The sequence below is a fragment of the Cupriavidus agavae genome (assembly GCF_004217045.1).
Lineage (GTDB): Bacteria > Pseudomonadota > Gammaproteobacteria > Burkholderiales > Burkholderiaceae > Cupriavidus > Cupriavidus agavae.
On the sequence record NZ_SGXM01000001.1, the window covers coordinates 1,789,866 to 1,809,308 of the forward strand.

A 19,443-nucleotide genomic window follows, 5' to 3' on the forward strand; every position below is an offset into this window, starting at 1 on the left:
TTTCGCGTCTTGTCAGCCGTTGTCATCCAGATATAGCGCCATTGTCCTATTGTCTTCAACGCGTGGCAGCGTACCTTTGGAAGGTATGCTGCAGAGCACGATCGTTCGATTGCTGCCATAATCGTTGTGCGAGTCACTCGCGACAAGAAAGGCTAGACAGGCATGCTTTATCAATTGCATGAATTCCAGCGCTCGATGCTGAACCCGCTTACCGCGTGGATGCAGGCGACCGCCAAGACACTGACCAACCCCCTCAGCCCCCTTTCGCTGCTACCGGGCGCGCCCCGGCTTGCGGCGGGCTACGAGCTGCTGTACCGGCTCGGCAAGGAGTACGAGAAACCGGCGTTCGACATCAAGACGGTGCGCTCCAACGGGCGCGATATCCCGATCGTCGAGCAGACCGTGCTGGAGAAGCCGTTCTGCAAGCTGATCCGCTTCAAGCGCTTCGCGGACGACCCCGATACCATCAAGCTGCTCAAGGACGAGCCGGTGGTGCTGGTGGCCGCGCCGTTGTCGGGCCACCACGCGACGCTGCTGCGCGACACGGTCCGCACGTTGCTCCAGGATCACAAAGTCTATGTGACCGACTGGGTCGATGCCCGCATGGTCCCGGCCTCGGACGGTGACTTCCACCTCTCCGACTATATCTATTACATCCAGGAGTTCATCCGCCACATCGGCGCGGAGAACCTGCATGTGATCTCGGTGTGCCAGCCCACCGTGCCCGTGCTGGCCGCGATCTCGCTGATGGCTTCGGCCGGCGAGAAGACGCCCCGCACGATGACGATGATGGGCGGCCCGATCGACGCCCGGAAGAGCCCGACATCGGTCAACTCGCTGGCGACCAACAAGTCGTACGAGTGGTTCGAGAACAACGTCATCTACACGGTGCCGGCCAACTATCCGGGCCATGGCCGCCGCGTCTACCCCGGCTTCCTGCAGCACGCCGGCTTCGTGGCGATGAACCCGGACCGCCACCTGACCTCGCACTATGACTATTACCTGAGCCTGGTCGAGGGCGATGCCGACGACGCCGACGCGCACGTGAAGTTCTACGACGAGTACAACGCGGTGCTGGACATGGCCGCCGACTACTACCTCGACACGATCCGCGAGGTGTTCCAGGAGTTCCGGCTGGCCAACGGCACGTGGGAGATCGACGGCGTGCCGGTGCGTCCGCAGGACATCAAGTCCACCGCGCTGCTGACGATCGAAGGCGAACTCGACGATATCTCGGGCGCCGGCCAGACCGCGGCCGCGCACGACCTGTGCGGCGGCATCCCGAAGACACGCAAGCAACACATCACCGCGCCGAAGTGCGGGCATTACGGGATCTTCTCGGGCCGACGCTGGCGCGAGAACATCTACCCGGAGCTGCGCGACTTCATCCGCAAGCACTGAATTGCCGTAGTCGATCCGCCAAAAACAAGACGCCCGCGAGTATTCGCGGGCGTTTTGCGTTGGGTCAGCCGCTGAGCGCCGTCAGCGCCGCTCAGCGCCGGGTCAGGTACGACAGCAGCATGTCCGTATGGAGGTCGGCAAAGCGCGCGTGTTCTTCTTCCGAGGCCACGTCGCGGCCGATCACGGCACTGATCGTGTAGCGGTTCGACAGCACGTAGTAGCCCAGCGCGGAGATCGTCAGGTAGAACTGCGGCACGTCGATGCCCTCGCGGAACACGCCCTGCTGCTGGCCGCGCGCGATGATGTCGGCCAGCACGTCGACCACGGGATTGATGAGCTGGTGCAGTTGCGCGGATTTCTTCAGATGCCGCGCCTCGTGCAGGTTCTCGCTGTTGACCAGCCGGATGAACTCGGGGTGAGCGTAGTACCAGTCCCAGACAAAGCGGGCCAGCGTGCGCACCGCTGCCACCGGGTCTTCGTCGGTGATATGGAGCTGTTCCTCGGCCGCGCGGAACTCGGCGTACTGCTTTTCGAGCACGGTCAGGAACAGGCCCTCCTTGCTGCCGTAGTAGTAGTACAGCATGCGCTCGTTGGTCTCGGCGCGGCGGGCAATCTGGTCCACGCGCGCCCCGGCCAGCCCGCCCTTGGCAAACTCCTCGGTCGCGGCGGCCAGGATGCGCCGGCGCGTGCCTTCCGGGTCCCGCTTGGTTCTTGGCTCGTTTGACATGTAGTTCCGGTCTGTCGATTGCGCGGATTATGGCACAGCCGTCACCCCCCTCGCCTTCCTCCCTCGATCGGGTGACGGGTCATGATCGCCGTTTCTGCACTGCGGCGAAATCGGGGATAATCCTTGCCGCACACGCTCCGCAGAGGGCGTTGGCGAACCGTCGCTCCCACGAAACATCCCAATTCGCTGTCCGCAGTGTTGCAGTCGTGACCCACACCCCCCCGACCGCCACCGGCCCCGCCGGCCTGGCGGACCGCCTGGAAGCCGTGCTGCCCCAGACCCAATGCACCAAGTGCGGGTTCGATGGCTGCCGTCCCTATGCCGAAGCCATGGCCGCGGGCCAGGCCGAGACCAACCGCTGCCCGCCCGGCGGCGTAGCCGGCATCGTGCGGCTGTCCGCGCTGCTGGGCACCGCGCCGCAGCCGCTCGACCCGGAACGCGGCACCGAACAACCGCGCGCCGTGGCGCGTATCGACGAATCGCTCTGCATCGGCTGCACGCTGTGCATCCAGGCCTGCCCGGTGGACGCCATCGTGGGCGCCGCCAAGCAGATGCATACCGTGCTGCCCGACTGGTGCACCGGGTGCGACCTCTGCGTGGCGCCCTGCCCCGTGGACTGCATCGCCATGATCCCGGTCACCGGCGCCGCCACGGGCTGGCAGGCGTGGTCGCAGGAACAGGCCGATTCGGCCCACGCCCGCTACGTGTCGCGCCGTGCCCGGCTGGTGCGCGAACGCGAGGAAAACGACGCCCGGCTGGCCGCCAAGGCTGCCGCCAAGCTCGAAGCCCTGCAGGCCGAGAGCGCCGCCTCGGCCGAGGAACAGGCCGCGCAGGCGCGCAAGAAGGCGATCATCGAGGCCGCCATTGCCCGCGCCCGGGCCAAGGCCGCGGCCGTGAAGCCGCGCAACACCGACGAGACACCATGAACCCCGCCAAGCGCCTCGCCATCTTCGAGACCCTGCGCGAAGTCAATCCGAACCCCGAGACCGAGCTCGAATACAGCTCGCCGTTCGAGCTGCTGATCGCCGTGCTGCTGTCGGCGCAGGCCACCGATGTCGGCGTGAACAAGGCCACGCGCAAGCTCTATCCGGTGGCCCACACGCCGCAGCAGATCCTCGACCTCGGCGAGGCCGGGCTGATCGAGTACATCAAGACCATCGGCCTGTACAAGACCAAGGCCAAGCATGTGATGGAAACGTGCCGCATCCTGGTGGCACAGCACGGCGGCAAGGTGCCGCCGGTGCGCGAGGCGCTGGAGGCGCTGCCCGGGGTAGGTCGTAAGACCGCCAATGTGGTGCTCAACGTCGCGTTCGGGCAGCCGACGATTGCCGTCGATACCCATATCTTCCGCGTCGCCAACCGCACCGGGCTGGCGCCGGGCAAGACGCCGGACGCCGTGGAACTGAAGCTGCTCAAGGTCACGCCGACCGAGTTCCTGCACGATGCCCACCACTGGCTGATCTTGCACGGGCGCTATGTCTGCAAGGCGCGCAAGCCCGAATGCTGGCACTGCGCCATCGAGCCGCTCTGCGAGTTCAAGCCCAAGACGCCGGCCCCGAACGTCTGAAGCGGCGCGCGCCCCGAAAGCCCAGGCAATCGCTGGCAATTCGGGAAAGTGCGAGGTTGGGCGGATTCTTCCAAACACCGCCGTCCCGCACCCGCCCCGGGCGCAACGCTGCTACCCTATGCGGTCATCGCACGCGTCCGGGACCTGTCATGACCGCCCCCGAAGTCCATGCAGCAGACGATGCAGTTTCTTCAGGTTTTTCCGATGCCGAAGGCATCCTCGACGTCCTGATCGTCGGTGCCGGCCTGTCCGGCATTGGCGCCGCGCGCCAGCTCCAGCAGCAGTGTCCGAACAAGCGCTACGCCATCCTCGAAGCGCGCGACGCCATCGGCGGCACCTGGGACCTGTTCCGCTACCCCGGCATCCGCTCCGACTCCGACATGTACACGCTCGGCTACCGCTTCAAGCCGTGGCGGGGCGCCCGGGCGATTGCCGATGGCCCGTCGATCCTCTCGTATATCCGCGAAACCGCCGACGAGGCGGGCATTACCCCGCGCATCCGCTTCGGCCACAAGGTCGTGGCGGCGGCCTGGCACAGCGCCGAGGCATGCTGGACCGTCGACGTCGAACGCGCCGCCGACCAGGCCCGCCAGCGCTTCAAGGCGCGCCTGCTCTACGTCTGCGCCGGCTACTACAGCTATGCCGAGGGCTACCGGCCCGACTTCCCCGGCGAGGCCGGCTTTCGGGGCACGGTCGTCCACCCCCAGTTCTGGGATGCGTCGATCGACTATGCGGGCAAGCGCGTGGTGGTGATCGGCAGCGGCGCCACGGCCGTGACGCTGGTGCCCGCCATGGCCGAGACGGCCGCCCATGTGACGATGCTGCAGCGCTCGCCCACCTATATCGTGACGCGCCCCGGCGAGGACGCCATTGCCAACCGGCTGCGCAGCCTGCTGCCGGCGCGCGTGGCCTATGGCCTGACGCGCTGGAAGAACGTGCTGCTCGGCATGTTCTTCTTCCAGCTCGCGCGCCGCCGGCCGGCGAAGGTCAAGCAGCGGCTGGTGCAGATGGCCGCCGCCCAGCTCACGCCCGGTTTCGATGTCGACACGCATTTCACACCGCGCTACAACCCGTGGGACCAGCGCGTCTGCCTGGTGCCGGACGGCGACCTGTTCCGTGCGCTGCGCCAGGGCCGCGCCTCGGTGGTCACGGACCAGATCGAACGGTTCGACGCCAACGGCATCGTGCTGCAATCGGGCCAGACGCTGCCGGCCGACGTGGTGGTGGTGGCCACCGGCCTGAAGCTGAACGTGCTCGGCGACATCGCGCTGACCGTCGACGGCCAGCCGCGCCGGCCGTCCGAGTGCCTGGCCTACAAGGGGATGATGCTCGGCAACGTGCCGAACATGCTGCTGGCGTTCGGCTATACCAATGCCTCGTGGACGCTCAAGGCCGACCTGACCGCCGAGTACGCCTGCCGCCTGCTGCGCTTCATGGACCGGCGCGGCCACCGCATCGCCATGCCCCGCCCCGCGCCCGATCTCGCCCCATCGCCGTTTCTTGATTTCACGTCCGGCTACGTGCAGCGCGCCGCAGCCGTGCTGCCGCGCCAGGGCGACCGCAAGCCGTGGCGCGTGTATCAGAACTACCTGATGGACATGCTGACCAACCGCCATGGCCGCATCGACGATGGCGTGCTGCGCTTCGACACCGCGCAGGCCGCCCCGCTACCGAACCACGACCCGCTCGCCGAGGCCCAATCTTGAAGATTCTGCTATTGATCGTTCTCGCGGCGGTGGCGCTGGCCGCGCTGCTGCTGGCCTTCCTGTTCCTGTTCACGTGGCGCACGGCGCGCCGGATCGGGGCCGCGTTCCCGCCCACGGGCCGCTTTGTCGAGGTGCCCGGCGCGCGGCTCCACGTGGTGGAGCGTGGCGAGGGCCAGCCGGTGCTGCTGGTGCACGGCCTGTCGGGGCAACTGGCGAATTTCGACTACGGCATGATCGGGCCGCTGGCGCGCGACCATCGCGTGGTGGCGGTGGATCGCCCCGGCGCGGGCTGGTCCACCCGCGCGCCGGGCGCGTCCGCCGATCTCAAGGCGCAGGCCGACACGCTGGCGGCGCTGATCGACCAGCTTGGACTGGAAAAACCGCTGGTGGTCGGCCACTCGCTCGGCGGCGCGATTGCGCTGGCGCTGGCCGCCTATCACCCGGAGCGCGTGGGCGGGCTGGCGCTGATCGCCCCGCTGACCCATCCGCCCGAGGTGGTATCTCCGGTGTTCGCGGCCATGGCGATGAAGAGCGCGTTCGCGCGCAAGCTGATTGCCTGGACGCTGCTGATTCCGATGTCGATCCGCAACCGCGAGCAGGTCATGGACATCGTATTTGGTCCAGATTCAGTACCTGAGGATTTTCCGACGCGCGGTGGCGGCCTGCTGGCGCTGCGCCCCGGCCATTTCCTGGCCGCTTCGGAGGATTTGCGCGGCGTGCCCGACAGCCTGCCGGCGCTGTTGCCGCTCTATGGCACGTTGCAGGTGCCGGTCAGCATCCTGTTCGGCCGCGAAGACCGCATCCTCGACTATCGCGAGAATGGCGAGGCATTCGTGGCCCGCCTGCCGCATGCCCGGCTGACGCTGGTGTCCGGCGGCCACATGCTGCCGGTGACGGCGGTGGACACCAGCGTGGCGTTCGTGCGCGAGGCGGCGGCCAGCCTCGCGCAACCGGTCACCGCCGACGCCTAGTGCGATAGGGTGAGACGATCGAGCAAGAAAACATGCAGTTTCTTGCTCGTTTGTCTCACTCCGATCCCGCTCAGACGATCTTGCAGGCTTCGTCGAAGGTCAGGCGCGGCAGGCGCGGATGCAGCTTGTCGGCCTCGCCATAGCCCAGGTTGATCAGGAAGTTGACCTGCCACTTGCCGTCCGGGAAGAACGCGGCGTTGAGCTTGTCGGCATCGAAACCGGCCATCGGGCCGCAGTCCAGGCCCAGCGCGCGAGCCGCCAGGATGAAGTAGCCGCCTTGCAGCGAGCTGTTCATCAGCGCGTCGCGGGCAATCTTGGCGTCGTTGCCGGCGTACCAGGCGCGCGCATCGGCGTGCGGGAACAGCTTCGGCAGTTGGTCGTGGAACGCGTTGTCGAACGCGACGATGGCCGTCACGGGCGCCGAGCGGGTCTTCTCCACATTGCCGGCCGCCACGCACTCCACCAGACGCGCCTTCTGCTCGGCCGACTTCACGAACACGATGCGGGCCGGCGAGCCGTTGGCGGCCGTCGGGCCGAACTTCATGGCCTCGTAGATCTGCTTGAGCACGGCGTCATCGACGTGCTTGTCCTGCCACACGTTATGGGTGCGGGCTTCAGTGAACAATTGTGCAATAACGGCCTGATCGACGGGTTTCATTGCGCGTTTTCCGGTTTTCGTGATGAAAGAGAGCGCAATTGTACCTACGCTGTTGCACTCGTGCGCGACGGCCTTCGTCGAAGTCGTTCAAAACGATTCAATCCCGGGCGTCTGCGGGCGGCGTGCCGCTGGCCCGGCGCGTCAGCCAGAGCACGCCGAGCAGGATCAGCGCCCCGCCCACGGCCTGCGTCACGCCAATGTGCTCGCCGAGCAGCGCCGCCGCCAGCACCACGGTGACCACGGGTTCGAGCGTCGAGAGCATCGACGCCTTCGCCGCGCCCAGCCGCTGCAGGCCGGCGAAGAAGGTCAGGATGGCCAGCACCGTGGACACCAGCGCGATACCCAGCAGCGCCAGCCAGCCGCCGCCGGTGCCCGGAAACTGCGGCGGCACGCCCAGCCCGGCGCGCACGATGCCGACTGTCACGTAGACCACGGCCGCCGCCGCGCAGATCACCGTGGTGGTGGCAATGGCGTTGACGCCGGCCGTCACGCGCGCCCCGACCACGATGTAGACCGAATAGATCACGGCCGCCGCCACGCCCAGCGCGATGCCGAGCGGCGCGCCCTCGCCGCCGCCCACGGTCAGCCCGGCACCAACCGAGCACAGCACGAGCGCGATCACCGAGGTGGTGGTCAGCTTTTCCTTGAGGAAAACGGCCGCCAGCAGCGTCACGAACAGCGGATAGAGATAGAGCAGCAGCGCCACGAGGCTGGCCTGCGCGTGGTTCAGCGCGGTGAAGAAACAGTAGGACTGGCCCACGTAGCCGATGCCGCCCATCGCCGCCAGCGCCAGCACCCGGCGCCACGGCGGCAGCGCGATGCCGCGCGTACGCAGCACCACGGCCATGGCCACGGCGGCCACCACGAAACGGACCGCCAGCAGCCCGTAGACATCGGCACCCGAGGCATAGGCGAAACGCGCGAAGATCGCCATCGCGCCGAAAGCGGTGGCGGACAGTGCAATCAGCAGCACGCCAGCGAACTTGTCGCGGGCCGGACCGAGGGTGGCGGAAGCGGTCATCGTGGGGAGCGGGAGCCAAGAGAGCGGGAACGCTGCATTCTACTGGCCTGCGCGACGCCGGCGGCACCCGGCCGATCCCCGATGCCGCGCCGGCGCATTCCGGGGCGCTGCCTTACAATAGCGCCCATCATGTTCAATCCCTCAAGAGAAGAAGTCCGCCGTTTCTTCTGCGATGCCTGGCAGAAGCGCGTAGCGGGCAATGTCCTCACGCCGCTCGAAGCCATCGCCGTCGACTGGATCGACCAGCACCCCGAATACCACGCGCTGCTGACCGATACCGAAGGCGCCCTGACGCGCGACTACACGCCCGAAGGCGGCCAGACCAACCCGTTCCTGCACCTGGCCATGCACCTGTCGATCTCCGAACAGGTGTCGATCGACCAGCCCCCCGGCATCCGCGCCGCCTGCGAGGCCCTGAGCCGCCGGCTCGACTCCACCCACGACGCCCAGCACCAGATCATGGAAGCGCTCGGCCAGATGCTCTGGAACGCCCAGCGCAACGGCATGCCACCGGACGGGCAGGCGTATGTGGACGATATCTTGCGGCGGGCGCGGGGATGAGACGCGATTGAAGCGCCCCATGTATCACATTCATCCGGCGCTCCCTATTCTGCTTCCTCAAATACCAGACAACGCCTGACAAGCGCGCTTCTGCGCACGTGCTAGGCTTGCCGGCATCTTTGTCCCAGTAGTGCCGCCGCTGCTGCGCGGCGCTTCCCGCCATGCCCCAATCCTTTGCCGACCGCGCCGGCCTGCGCCGCGCGGCCTCCCCTTCGCTGCGCTGCGTTTCCGCCATGGCGGGCGCCGTGCTGCTGCTGGCGCCGCTGGCGGCGCACAGTGCCGTGGCGCTGCTGCAGCCGCCGCGTGCCATCGACGGCACCAAGCCGCTCACGCTGACGCTGCTGATTACCGCCGATGACGACACGCGGCGCTACGAGGTGCCGGACACGCTGCAGGTCACGGCCGTGGGCGACCTGGCCGCGCCGGTGAAGATGGAACTGAAGCGGGTGGACAAGGCTGGCAAAGGCCCGCGCATCCTGAACCTGCGGCGTGGCGACAACCGCACCGTCAGCTACACCGCCGACTGGCCTGCCGGGCTGCGCGGCATGGTGCGGCTCGACGTGGCGGGCATCGACGCGGCGCCGGTCACCATCACGCTGAACCGCGCCCCGCTGCCGGGCGAAGCCACTCCCACGGCGCCGGTCATCGTGGCCAGACCCGCCACGGCGACCGACACTCCGGCTGGCGCGCCGACCACGACCGAGCGCGACCTGGCCAACGCGCAGGGCACGCCGATGTCGGACGAGGCCGTGACGCCCGTGGTCTCGGATGGCGCCGCGCCGGCGCCGGTGCCGGCCGATCTCCGCGACTCGCAGCGGCTGGCGTTCAACGAACCGATGTACCTGCTGTTCGGCGCGCACAACGGTGCCAACGCCAAGTTCCAGATCAGCTTCCGCTACCGGATCTTCGAGGGCGAGAACCCGAACTCGAAATCGGTGCTCGACAACCTTTACTTCGCCTACACGCAGTTCTCGCTCTGGGATCTGGCCAGCGCCTCACGGCCGTTCAAGGACACGAACTACCGGCCAAGCCTCTATTACTACCTGTCAGACGTGGGGGTGAAGAACAGCGTGATCAGCCGGATGTCGATCGCCACCGGTTTCGAGCACGAATCCAATGGCCGCGACGGCGACAACTCGCGCGCCGTCAATACGCTGTTCGTGAAGCCCACGATGTACTTTGGTGACCAGACCGACTGGCACTGGCGCGTGGCGCCCAAGGTCTACGCCTACGTGGGCAAGAGCGACAACGAGGACATTGCCCACTACCGCGGCTACATGGACCTGAACATCGCCTACGGCCGTCCGGATTCGTGGGAGATCGCCACCACGCTGCGCAAGGGCACGCGCAAGGGCTATGGCAGCATCGACGCCCAGCTGACCTACCCGCTGGCGCGCCTGCTGCCGGGCACGGCCGGCTACCTGATGGCCGGCTATTTCTACGGCTGGGGCGAAAGCCTGCTGTACTACAACCAGAAGACGCCGTGGCAGTTCCGGATCGGCTACGCGCTGTCCCGGTGACGCTGCCTCGACCGTTCAGCCGGCCAGCGGCTTGCCCTCGGCCTTGAGCCGCGCATTGCCGACCGCCGCCGCGAACTGCCCGTGGCCGTGCCAGCCCGTGGCGCGGCCCAGCTTCTTGCCCTTGTGGAAGAACATGAACACCGGGATGCCGTGCAGGCCGAAGCGTCGGCCCAGTTCGGGGTGCTCGTAGACGTTGGTGTGCAGCCAGCGCAGGTTCAGCGCCCGGATCGGCTCGGGATTGGCGAGCATCGCCTTCTTGGCCATTTCGCAGTTGAAGCAGTCCACGCCCCAGAAGAACACGCAGACCAGATCGTCATTGCCCGCCTCGCCGGCAATGGCGGCGTCGATGGTGGCGGGGTCCACTTCCTGCATGGCGAGCGCGTCGAAGGCGCGGTGGTCGAGGTGATCGGGTGGGGTGGGTTGCTCGGATTGGGGCGCGTCAGCCATCACAAATTCTCCAGAAACGACAACGCCCGATGGCCTTGCAGCCACCGGGCGTCGTTCACATCGTCATTCGGCCAGCGGTCAGGCCAGCGCTCAGCGCGGCGCCGAAACGGTCACCAGCGCCGGGCGCAGCACTCGGTCGGCAATCGTGTAGCCGCGTTGCAGCACGCTGACCACGGTGTTCGGCTCCTGCTCGGACGGCACCATCGAGATGGCCTGGTGGCGGTGCGGGTCGAAGCGCTCGCCCACCGGGTTGACCTCGACGATCTTGCCGCGCTCGAAGGCGGCGGCCAGCTGGCGGGCGGTCAGTTCCACGCCTTCGCGCAGCTTGGCCACATCGCCGCTGTTGTCGGCCAGCGCGGCCTGCAGGCTGTCCATGACCGGCACGAGGTTGTCGGCGAAGCTCTCGATGGCGAACTTGTGCGCCTTGGACACTTCGTCCTGGGAACGGCGGCGGATGTTCTCGCCCTCGGCCGTGGCGCGCAGGAACATGTCGTAGTGCTCCTTGGCCTTGGCTTCCAGTTCGGCCACCTGCTGGGTCAGGCGCGCCACATCATCGGCACCGGCTGCAGCGTCGGGCGCCTGCGCGCGGGCGGCGTCATCGGCCGGCGGCTGCATGTTCGGATTCGGCGTCAGATTCTGTTCTTCCATGTCGATTCGTATCAAAAGCTGAAACAAGCCTGCCGGGCGATGCCGGCAGGCCGGGGAATGGTTCGATGCCGTTCGGACATCAACGGGCAAGTCTAGCCGACTTGGCGACGCCACCCCGGTTTTTCAAGAGTGGCGGTTCAGGGACGCAGAAATACGCCGTTACAAAGGGCGGGTTTCATGAGGCGGAGTGTTCATTGCCTTGCTGCATCGCAAACACTAAGATTCATGCAGGAAAAATGACAAAAATAACGGGAGCCGAGGTGGATCCATTCGATGCATCCTGGGGAAGGCGCACCATGCACAAGCTGCCAGTCGTGACCGTATGCCTGATCGCCGCACTGTCGGCCATGACGGTATTCATCTGCCTGTCCGAAGCGGTCAGCGCCCGCGACACCGAATATGGCAGCGGCAAGGCCGTGTTCAAGCACTACCTCGTCCACTACGTCCGCTAACCACCAGCCCTGAATCAGTGCCGGAAGTCGTCGATCCGGCGCCGGTCGCGCTTGGTCGGACGGCCCTGCAACTGCGCCGCCGGTTCGGGCTGCAGCTTGCGCCGCTCGGCGTCGGCCTGGCGCCGGGACTGGCTTTCGGGCGTTTCCTCGTACGTGGTCTGCGCGATGGGCGCCGCGCCGCGCGAGGCCGGCACGCCCCTGACCTCCACCTCCCAGCGCTGCTGGTGCGCCTCCAGCACGACCCGATCGCCCGGCTTCACCTCGCGCGAGTTCTTGACCGCCTGGCCGTTCACCGTGACCTTGCCGCGCTCCACGGCATCGGCCGCCAGCGAGCGCGTCTTGAAGAAGCGCGCGCACCAGAGCCATTTGTCGATGCGCATGCGCGCGCCAGCGTCGAAATCCACCTGCATGTCCTGCCTCCTGCTTGCTGCGGTCAGGCCGCCGCGCCGCGCGCATGGGCACGCGTGCGGCGCGCCTCGATCTCATGCGCATGCAGCGGCGCCAGCGGCCAGCCCTGCAGATGCTGCAGGGCAATATCGGCCAGGCCGGCAATCCAGACCTCCGAATCATTCATGCATGGAATGAAATGGAAGTCGTTGCCGCCGGCCAGCCGGAAGTCGTTCTGGCCTTCCATCGCAATTTCTTCAAGCGTCTCGATGCAGTCTGCCGGAAAGCCGGGGCAGAACACGTCCACGCGCTGCGTGCCGACCTTGCCGAGTTCGGCCAGGGTCGGAGCTGTATAGGGCTGCAGCCATTCGGCCTTGCCGAAACGTGACTGAAACGTTACCTGGTACTGGCCCGGTTGCAGGCCCAGCGCCTCGCCGAGCAGCCGCCCGGTCTTCAGGCATTCGCAGTGGTACGGGTCGCCCAGGTCCAGCAGCCGGCGCGGCAGGCCGTGGAAGGACAGGATCAGGCGGTCGCCCTGCGCGAAATCAGGCACGCCGTGCTGGCGCCAGTAGGCACGCACCTGTTCGTTGAGCGCGCGGATATAGGCCGGGTGATCGTGGAAATGCTTCACCAGCCGGAGTTCGGGCTGGTTGCGCCAGCCGCCCAGCACGCGGAACACCTCGTCGAACGCGGTGGCCGTGGTGGTGCCCGAGAACTGCGGGTACAGCGGCAGCAGCAGGATCTGTTCGGTGCCCTGGCGCCGCAGCGCCTCCATGACCGACTCGATCGACGGGTTGCCGTAGCGCATCGCGCAGGCCACCGTCACGTCATGCCCCAGTTTCTGCATCAGCAGCTGCAGCGCGTGCGCCTGGCGCTCGGTATGCACCAGCAGCGGCGAACCCGTCATATGGGCCTCGCGCAGCCAGATCGACTCGTACTTGAGCGCCGAGGCCCGCGAGCGGAACGGCAGGATCAGCCCGTACAGGATCGGCAGCCAGGCCAGGCGCGGGATTTCCACCACGCGCGGGTCGGACAGGAAGGCTTTCAGGTAGCGCCCCACCGCCGCGGGCGTGGGGGCGTCGGGGGTGCCGAGGTTGATCAGCAGGATTGCGGTGCGCGGCGAGTGGCCGTGCTGGTAGGCCGGTTCAGGCGAAAACGTCATGGGGTGTCCGTTGCAACTCCGGGGGCGCCTGGGGATTGGCCTAATTCTGGCTCAGCGCGCTGGACAGCAGGCGCGCGGTGATGTCGACGATCGGGATCACGCGTTCGTAGGCCATGCGCGTGGGGCCGATCACGCCGAGCGTGCCCACGATCTGGCCGTCCACCTCGTACGGCGCGGTGATCACCGCCATGTCTTCAAGCGGCACCAGCTGGCTCTCGCCGCCGATGAAGATCTGCACGCCCTGGGCGTGGCTGGACACGTCCAGCAACTGCAGCAGGCTGGTCTTGTGCTCGAAAACGTCGAACAGCCGGCGCAGCTTGTCCATGCTGGACGACAGGTCTTCCACCTCCAGCAGCTTGCGCTCGCCCGAGATGAACACCTGCTCGCTGTTGTCCTCGGCCATGGCGCTGCTGCCAGCCTCCACGGCCGCTTGCATCAGCGACGACATGTCGCGCCGCAGCGCCTGCAGTTCCACGCGCAGGTGATCGCGCACGGCGTCGAAGCTCATGCCCGCGTAGTGCGCGTTGAAGAAATTGGCGGCCTCGATCAGCTGGGCCGGGGTATACGATAGTTCGGTCTGGATGATGCGGTTCTGGACGTCGCCTTCCGGGCTGACGATGATCAGCAGGATGCGCTTGTCTGACAATCGCATGAATTCGACCTGGCGGAACGCCTGGGCGCGCCGGGGCGTCATGACCACGCCGGCGAACTGCGACAGGTTCGACAACGTATGGGCGGCCGCCGTGATCATGCGCTGGGGCCCGAGCTGCTGGTTGGCCATCTGGCCCTGGATCTGGTCCTTGAGCCCGGCCAGCTCGGCCGGCAGCACCACCTCGCCATCGAGCGGGCGGGCGGTCAGCATGGCGTCGACGAACAGCCGGTAGCCGCGCGGCGTGGGAATCCGCCCCGCCGACGTGTGCGGGCTGGCGATGAACCCCATTTCCTCGAGATCCGACATCACATTGCGGATGGTGGCCGGCGAGAGGTCCAGCCCCGAGTACCGCGACAGGGTGCGCGAGCCGACCGGCTGCCCCTCGGCGATGTAGCGCTCGATCAGGGTCTTGAGAAGGGTTTTCGAACGTTCGTCCATGATGCCCCGATTCTAATCAAATCTGCGCGGTTCGGGCGGCACGGCGCGCGGGCACGGCCCGAGGCTGACAATGGTCACGCCGGTATGGTCTAATCCCGCCATGTCTGCCCCCTCAAAGACCAGCGCCACGCGCGCCCCGTTCAAGACCGTCGCCCTGGTGGGCCGGCACTCGACCGCCGGCATCGAAGGCCCGCTCGAAGAGCTGGCGTCGTGTATCTCCCGCAACGGCCAGGATGTCGTGTTCGAACGCGCCACCGCGCTGGCTACCGGCCTGACCGGCTACCCGGCCCTGACCGCCGAGGAAATCGGCCGCCAGGCGGACGTGGCCGTGGTGCTGGGCGGGGACGGCACGCTGCTGGGCCTGGCGCGCCAGCTGGCCGGGCACGATGTGCCGGTGATCGGCGTGAACCACGGCCGGCTGGGCTTCATGACCGACATCCCGCTTGAAGACGTGACCACGGCCCTGCCCGAGATGCTGGCCGGACGGTACGAGGCCGAATCGCGGATGCTGCTCGAATCGCGGGTGATCCGCGACGATACGGTGATTTTCTCGGCGCTGGCGTTCAATGACGTCGTGGTCAACCGCTCCGGCATCTCCGGCATGGTCGAACTGGCGGTCTCGGTGGACGGCTATTTCATGTACAACCAGCGCTCGGACGGCCTGATCGTGTCCACGCCCACTGGCTCCACCGCCTACGCGCTGGCCGCCGGCGGGCCGATCCTGCATCCCACGCTGTCCGGCATGGTGCTGGTGCCGATTGCCGCGCACGCGCTGTCCAACCGCCCGATCGTGCTGCCGCACGATGCCGAGGTCACGATCGAGGTGGCCAGCGCACGCGATGTCAGCGTCAACTTCGACATGCAGTCGCTGGCCTCGCTGCTGCCCGGCGACCGCATCGTGGTGCGCCGCTCGGCCAAGACCGTGAGCCTGCTGCACCCGGTGGGCTACAACTATTACGCCACGCTGCGCAAGAAACTGCACTGGCACGAATTCCCGACCGAGGACAACCGGCTGTAAGGCTTGTCCTTGCGCACCCGCCGGCCCTTCCGCCCCGCCACCCCGATCCGACCCCACCCAGCCCACCGCCCAAGATGCTGCGCAGCCTGTCCATCCGCGACTTCGTCATCGTCGATACGCTCGACCTCGATTTTTCGAGCGGCTTCACCGTGTTCACGGGTGAAACCGGCGCGGGCAAGTCGATCCTGATCGACGCGCTGGCACTGGTGCTGGGCGAGCGCGCCGATGCCGGCGTGGTGCGCGAGGGCGCCGCCCGCGCAAGCCTGGGCGCCACGTTCCACACCCACCCGGCGCTCGACGCCTGGCTGGCCGAGCGCGAACTGGCCGGCGACGACGACACTGTGCTGCTGCGCCGGACCGTGGACGCCAGCGGGCGCAGCAAGGCGTTCATCAACGGCGCCGCGGCCACGCTGGCGCAACTGCGCGAGGTGGGCGAGCAACTGGTGGATATCCACGGCCAGCACGCCCACCAGCAGTTGCTGCGCCCGGACGCCCAGCGCCACCTGTTCGACGCCCATGCCGGGCTGACCGAGCAGGCCGGCGCCGTGGCCGAGGCCTGGCGCGCGTGGCGCGTCTGCGTGAAGCAGCGCGAGGCCGTGGAGCACCAGTCGCGCGAGATGCAGCTGGAGCGCGAACGGCTGGAATGGCAGGTCGGTGAACTCGACAAGCTGGCGCCGCAGCCCGGCGAGTGGGACGAGATCCAGTCCGAATACAACCGGCTGTCGCACGCCGCCGGCCTGATCGACGGCAGCCGCGCGGCGCTCGATGCCCTGTCGGAATCCGACGGCGCCGTGGCCTCGGTGCTCAACGGCGTGGTGCACCGGCTGCAGCAGCTGGCCGATGTCGACGCCGCCCTGCGCGACGTGCTGGCGGCGCTGGAACCGGCGCTGGTGCAGGTGGAGGAAGCAGCCCACTCGCTGAACCGTTACGTCGACCGGCTCGAACTCGATCCCGAGCGGCTCGCCGCCGTGGAGGCCCGCATGCAGGCCCTGCACACCACCGCGCGCAAGTACCGGCTGCCACCCGAACAACTGGCCGACGAACTGCTGGCCCGCAAGCAGCAGCTTGACGACCTGCAGGCCGCGCAGGACATCAACAAGGTGCTGGCGCGCGAGGCCGCCGCCCGCGCCGCGTACCTGACGCTGGCGCAACACCTGTCGGCCGCGCGCAAGGTGGCCGCCGAGGCGCTGTCGAAGGCCGTGACCGAGGCCATGCAGGGCCTGTCGATGGCTGGCGGCACGTTTGCCGTGGCGCTGAACCCGCTCGAAGAGGGCCAGAGCCACGGCCTCGAACAGATCGAATTCCTCGTGGCCGGCCATGCCGGGGTCAGCGCGCGTGCGCTGGCCCGCGTGGCGTCGGGCGGCGAACTGGCGCGGATCAGCCTGGCCATCTCCGTGATCACCAGCGAAGCGGCGCCCACGCCGACGCTGATCTTCGACGAGGTGGACACCGGCATCGGCGGCGCCGTGGCCGAGGTGGTGGGCCGGCGCCTGCAGGAACTGGGCCGCGCGCGCCAGGTGCTGTGCGTGACCCACCTGCCCCAGGTGGCCGCGCAGGCCGGCACCCATCTGCTGGTCAGCAAGGAGAGCCGCGCGGACAAGCACGGCGCGGTGACGCGCTCGCGCATCCGCGCACTCGACGCCGAGGGACGCATCCAGGAGACCGCGCGCATGCTGGGCGGCGCGACGGTCACGGCCACCACGCTGCAGCATGCCGAGGAAATGCTCGCGCAGGGCCGGCTCGCCAGCCAGGCCGCGCCGGCCGACGAAGCCGCCAACGCGCCGCGCGAGGGCGGCGGCCGCAAGCCGCGCCGCGCGGCCGGCTGAACATACAGGAGTTTCAAACCGATGACCCATGGCAAGCTGCCATCGACCTTCCGCCAGTTGCCGCGCTCGGTAGCCGTGACTGCCTTCGCCGCGCTGGCCCTCACCGCCCTCTCGGGCTGCGCCTCGGAGTCGAAATCGTTCGCCCCGCCGCGCGGCAGCCTGACCGACGACCGGGCGCTCGGCGACATCCTCGTCAAGTTCACGCCGCCCGACGTGGTGGTGTCGGAAGACGCCGGCAAGCTGCTGGCCACGGTGCCGGGTCCGGTGCGCTACGTGGTCAAGCGGCCGATGTCCGGCGGCGTCTGGCTGGTCACGGCGATCACCACCTCGGCCGACGTCACGCTGGACCAGGCGGTGGCGACGCTGCAGGCCGCTCCGCGGGTGGAATCGGCCACGCCGGACCGCATGCTCAAGCCGCACCGCAGCCGGCCGACCGGCCGCGACATGCCCGCCAGTTGACGTGTCCGGCGCCTCAATCCCGGTCGGCGCCGGCCGTTAATGACCTGACGAGAACCAATATAAGAACCAATAACCGGAGCACCGGTATTCCTCAGCAGTTCGTTTGACGCGATCTTCCCAGGAGTCCAGATGCCGTACGTTCCGCCCGTTTTCCATTCGCTTTCGCGTCCTTCACGCCCCATCCTGCTGCTGCCGGCCGTGCTGCTGGCGCTGGGCGCCACGCTGACCCTTGCCCCGGCCGCCCACGCGCAGGCCGATGCCAGCGCCGCGCAGGCCCGCCCTGCCCCGCGCTACACCGGCAACTACATCGTGCGCTGGCGCGATGGCAGCCAGACCGTCGACAGCCAGGCCGACACCTCGCGCATGAAACGCGTGGCCTCGAATACCGGCCTCACGCTCTCGGTCAGGCGGCCGATGGGCGGCGGCTCGCAACTGCTGACCGTCAAGGATGCGCGCGGGGAGTCGCCCGAACTGGTCGCCAGGCGGCTGCGCAACGACCCCCGCGTGGCCGATGCCGTGCCCGACCGCTGGCTGCAGTTGCATGACACCACGCCGAACGACCCCGAATTCGCCGTCAACCAGCCCTACCTGGGCACGCCGGCATCGCTGACCGGCGCCGCCAACCTGACCCGCGCCTGGGATCGCTCGCGCGGCAGCAGCAGCATCGTGGTGGCGGTGGTGGACACCGGCATCCTCGCCCATCCGGATTTGGCCGGGCGGCTGGTGCCGGGCTACGACTTCATCTCCACCACGACGGTTTCGGTCGATGGCGACGGACGCGACAGCGATCCGACCGATCCGGGGGACTACGTGCCAACGGGCGAGACCTGCCCCGGCGGCGGCGACCCCGATCGCACCAGCACCTGGCACGGCACGCGCGTGGCGGGCGTGCTCGGGGCGGCAACCAACAACAGCCTCGGCATTGCCGGCGTGGACTGGTCGGCGCGTATCCAGCCGGTGCGGGTGTCGGGGCGCTGCGGGGCGCTGTTGTCCGATACGGTGGATGCCATGCGCTGGGCCGGCGGCCTGAACGTGCCGGGCGTGCCCAACAATCCGACGCCGGCCAAGGTGATCAACATCAGCCTGGGCGGCGGGAGCTGCAAGGACTCGCCTGAGCAGAAGGCCGTCGACGATCTGAACGCTGCCGGCGTGGTGGTCGTGGCGGCGGCTGGCAATCAAGGCAGCGCCGTGGAATCCCCCGCAGACTGCAGCGGCGTGATCGCCGTGACGGCCCATGCCAACGACGGCGAGAACGCGAGCTACGCCAACGTTGGAAAGGAAATCGCGATCAGCGCGCCGGGCGGCGGCTGCGGCACTTCGAAAGTTGTGGAGTCAGGCGGCATCACCACCTGCGCCTCGCGCGGACCGCTCGGCATCACCACGCTGTCGAACGACGGCGCGGCGTCGCCGGGGGCCTACACGATCTCGCGCAACTCGGCCGGCACGAGCTTCGCCGCCCCGATGGTCTCGGGCGTGGCGGCGATGATGCTGGCGGTCAACCCCTCGCTGACGCCGGCCCAGGTGACGGCCGTGCTGAAGGCATCGGCCCGTGCGCATCCGGCGAACACGTACTGCACGGCCAGCGTCAACGCGGGCAAGTGCGGCGCCGGCCTGCTGGACGCCGACGCGGCGCTGGCGCTGGCACCGACTCCGCCGGCGACGGGCAGCAACGCGGCGCCGCCGCCTGCAACCGCAGGCGATAGCGGCGGCGGTGGTGGCGCCTTCGCGCCGTGGAGCGCGGCAGTGCTGCTGCTGGTTGGGATTGCCGGCTTCGTGACGCGCCGGCGAGGATAGTAGTTTTCTGAGTTTCTGCGGGTTGGCT

The 19,443-nt window shown here is 68.1% G+C and carries 20 protein-coding genes; 12 read left to right on the forward strand and 8 right to left on the reverse strand.

The features are described from left to right. The first annotated feature begins 162 nt into the window (after nt 1-162). Nucleotides 163-1,401 (forward strand): polyhydroxyalkanoate depolymerase, encoded by a 1,239-nt coding sequence (locus EV147_RS08095; RefSeq protein ID WP_130390575.1) that lies wholly within the window; start codon nt 163-165, stop codon nt 1,399-1,401. A gap of 91 nt (nt 1,402-1,492) precedes the next feature. On the opposite strand, the gene EV147_RS08100 is transcribed toward EV147_RS08095, so the two are convergent. Continuing rightward, nucleotides 1,493-2,128: a TetR family transcriptional regulator gene (locus EV147_RS08100; RefSeq protein WP_130390576.1), complete on the reverse strand. Its 636-nt coding sequence runs from the start codon at nt 2,126-2,128 to the stop codon at nt 1,493-1,495. A 206-nt stretch (nt 2,129-2,334) separates the two neighbouring features. Here EV147_RS08100 and rsxB point away from each other — a divergent pair, with 206 nt between their 5' ends. The 4 genes from rsxB to EV147_RS08120 all read left to right on the forward strand — a co-directional run bounded on the left by rsxB (nt 2,335) and on the right by EV147_RS08120 (nt 6,372). Next, on the forward strand, nt 2,335-3,054 hold the full coding sequence (gene rsxB, locus EV147_RS08105; protein WP_130390577.1) for an electron transport complex subunit RsxB: 720 nt from the start codon (nt 2,335-2,337) through the stop codon (nt 3,052-3,054). After that, on the forward strand, nt 3,051-3,695 hold the full coding sequence (gene nth, locus EV147_RS08110) for an endonuclease III (RefSeq protein ID WP_130390578.1): 645 nt from the start codon (nt 3,051-3,053) through the stop codon (nt 3,693-3,695). Before rsxB ends, nth begins: the two co-directional genes overlap by 4 nt. A 149-nt stretch (nt 3,696-3,844) precedes the next feature. After that, nucleotides 3,845-5,401 (forward strand): flavin-containing monooxygenase, encoded by a 1,557-nt coding sequence (locus EV147_RS08115; RefSeq protein ID WP_130390579.1) that lies wholly within the window; start codon nt 3,845-3,847, stop codon nt 5,399-5,401. Further along, complete coding sequence (locus EV147_RS08120; RefSeq protein ID WP_130390580.1) at nt 5,398-6,372, forward strand: alpha/beta fold hydrolase; 975 nt, start codon at nt 5,398-5,400, stop codon at nt 6,370-6,372. The genes EV147_RS08115 and EV147_RS08120 overlap by 4 nt, the downstream gene beginning before the upstream one ends. A gap of 70 nt (nt 6,373-6,442) precedes the next feature. On the opposite strand, the gene EV147_RS08125 is transcribed toward EV147_RS08120, so the two are convergent. Continuing rightward, nucleotides 6,443-7,030 (reverse strand): malonic semialdehyde reductase, encoded by a 588-nt coding sequence (locus EV147_RS08125; RefSeq protein WP_130390581.1) that lies wholly within the window; start codon nt 7,028-7,030, stop codon nt 6,443-6,445. Nucleotides 7,031-7,127: 97 nt separating this feature from the next. Further along, nucleotides 7,128-8,051 (reverse strand): DMT family transporter, encoded by a 924-nt coding sequence (locus EV147_RS08130; protein WP_130390582.1) that lies wholly within the window; start codon nt 8,049-8,051, stop codon nt 7,128-7,130. A 129-nt stretch (nt 8,052-8,180) separates the two neighbouring features. On the opposite strand from EV147_RS08130, the gene EV147_RS08135 reads away from it, so the two are divergent. Together EV147_RS08135 and EV147_RS08140 are read left to right on the forward strand one after the other, a co-directional pair. Further along, the gene (locus EV147_RS08135) at nt 8,181-8,612 is read left to right on the forward strand and encodes a DUF1841 family protein (protein ID WP_130390583.1); all 432 of its coding nucleotides are present in this window, start codon (nt 8,181-8,183) and stop codon (nt 8,610-8,612) included. A 161-nt stretch (nt 8,613-8,773) separates the two neighbouring features. Beyond that, nucleotides 8,774-10,132: a phospholipase A gene (locus EV147_RS08140; protein WP_130390584.1), complete on the forward strand. Its 1,359-nt coding sequence runs from the start codon at nt 8,774-8,776 to the stop codon at nt 10,130-10,132. A gap of 15 nt (nt 10,133-10,147) precedes the next feature. Here EV147_RS08140 and EV147_RS08145 read toward each other — a convergent pair whose 3' ends face one another. Both EV147_RS08145 and grpE read right to left on the reverse strand, forming a co-directional pair. Beyond that, a complete protein-coding gene (locus EV147_RS08145; RefSeq protein ID WP_130390585.1) occupies nt 10,148-10,579 on the reverse strand; it encodes a thioredoxin family protein in 432 nt (143 codons plus the stop codon). Between the two features lie 90 nt (nt 10,580-10,669). Beyond that, on the reverse strand, nt 10,670-11,227 hold the full coding sequence (gene grpE, locus EV147_RS08150; protein WP_130390586.1) for a nucleotide exchange factor GrpE: 558 nt from the start codon (nt 11,225-11,227) through the stop codon (nt 10,670-10,672). 296 nt (nt 11,228-11,523) lie between these two features. On the opposite strand from grpE, the gene EV147_RS26085 reads away from it, so the two are divergent. Further along, nucleotides 11,524-11,679: a hypothetical protein gene (locus EV147_RS26085; protein ID WP_198680189.1), complete on the forward strand. Its 156-nt coding sequence runs from the start codon at nt 11,524-11,526 to the stop codon at nt 11,677-11,679. A gap of 14 nt (nt 11,680-11,693) precedes the next feature. Here EV147_RS26085 and EV147_RS08155 read toward each other — a convergent pair whose 3' ends face one another. Genes EV147_RS08155 through hrcA form a run of 3 tightly spaced genes read right to left on the reverse strand, consistent with a single transcriptional unit; the run spans nt 11,694 to nt 14,318 of the window. Further along, entirely contained in the window at nt 11,694-12,089 is a 396-nt protein-coding gene (locus tag EV147_RS08155) for an RNA-binding S4 domain-containing protein (RefSeq protein ID WP_130390587.1), read from the reverse strand. A gap of 23 nt (nt 12,090-12,112) precedes the next feature. After that, nucleotides 12,113-13,228: a ferrochelatase gene (gene hemH, locus EV147_RS08160; protein WP_130390588.1), complete on the reverse strand. Its 1,116-nt coding sequence runs from the start codon at nt 13,226-13,228 to the stop codon at nt 12,113-12,115. A 40-nt stretch (nt 13,229-13,268) separates the two neighbouring features. Further along, complete coding sequence (gene hrcA, locus EV147_RS08165; protein ID WP_130390589.1) at nt 13,269-14,318, reverse strand: heat-inducible transcriptional repressor HrcA; 1,050 nt, start codon at nt 14,316-14,318, stop codon at nt 13,269-13,271. Between the two features lie 100 nt (nt 14,319-14,418). Here hrcA and EV147_RS08170 point away from each other — a divergent pair, with 100 nt between their 5' ends. The 4 genes from EV147_RS08170 to mprA all read left to right on the forward strand — a co-directional run bounded on the left by EV147_RS08170 (nt 14,419) and on the right by mprA (nt 19,415). After that, entirely contained in the window at nt 14,419-15,336 is a 918-nt protein-coding gene (locus EV147_RS08170) for an NAD kinase (protein ID WP_130390590.1), read from the forward strand. Between the two features lie 74 nt (nt 15,337-15,410). Further along, a complete protein-coding gene (gene recN / locus EV147_RS08175; RefSeq protein WP_130390591.1) occupies nt 15,411-17,162 on the forward strand; it encodes a DNA repair protein RecN in 1,752 nt (583 codons plus the stop codon). A gap of 21 nt (nt 17,163-17,183) precedes the next feature. Continuing rightward, on the forward strand, nt 17,184-17,621 hold the full coding sequence (locus EV147_RS08180; protein ID WP_130390592.1) for a hypothetical protein: 438 nt from the start codon (nt 17,184-17,186) through the stop codon (nt 17,619-17,621). Nucleotides 17,622-17,750: 129 nt separating this feature from the next. Further along, nucleotides 17,751-19,415 carry an MprA protease, GlyGly-CTERM protein-sorting domain-containing form gene (mprA, locus tag EV147_RS08185; RefSeq protein WP_130390593.1) on the forward strand — a complete coding sequence of 555 codons (1,665 nt, stop codon included), beginning with the start codon at nt 17,751-17,753 and terminating at the stop codon, nt 19,413-19,415. Nucleotides 19,416-19,443 lie beyond the last annotated feature (28 nt).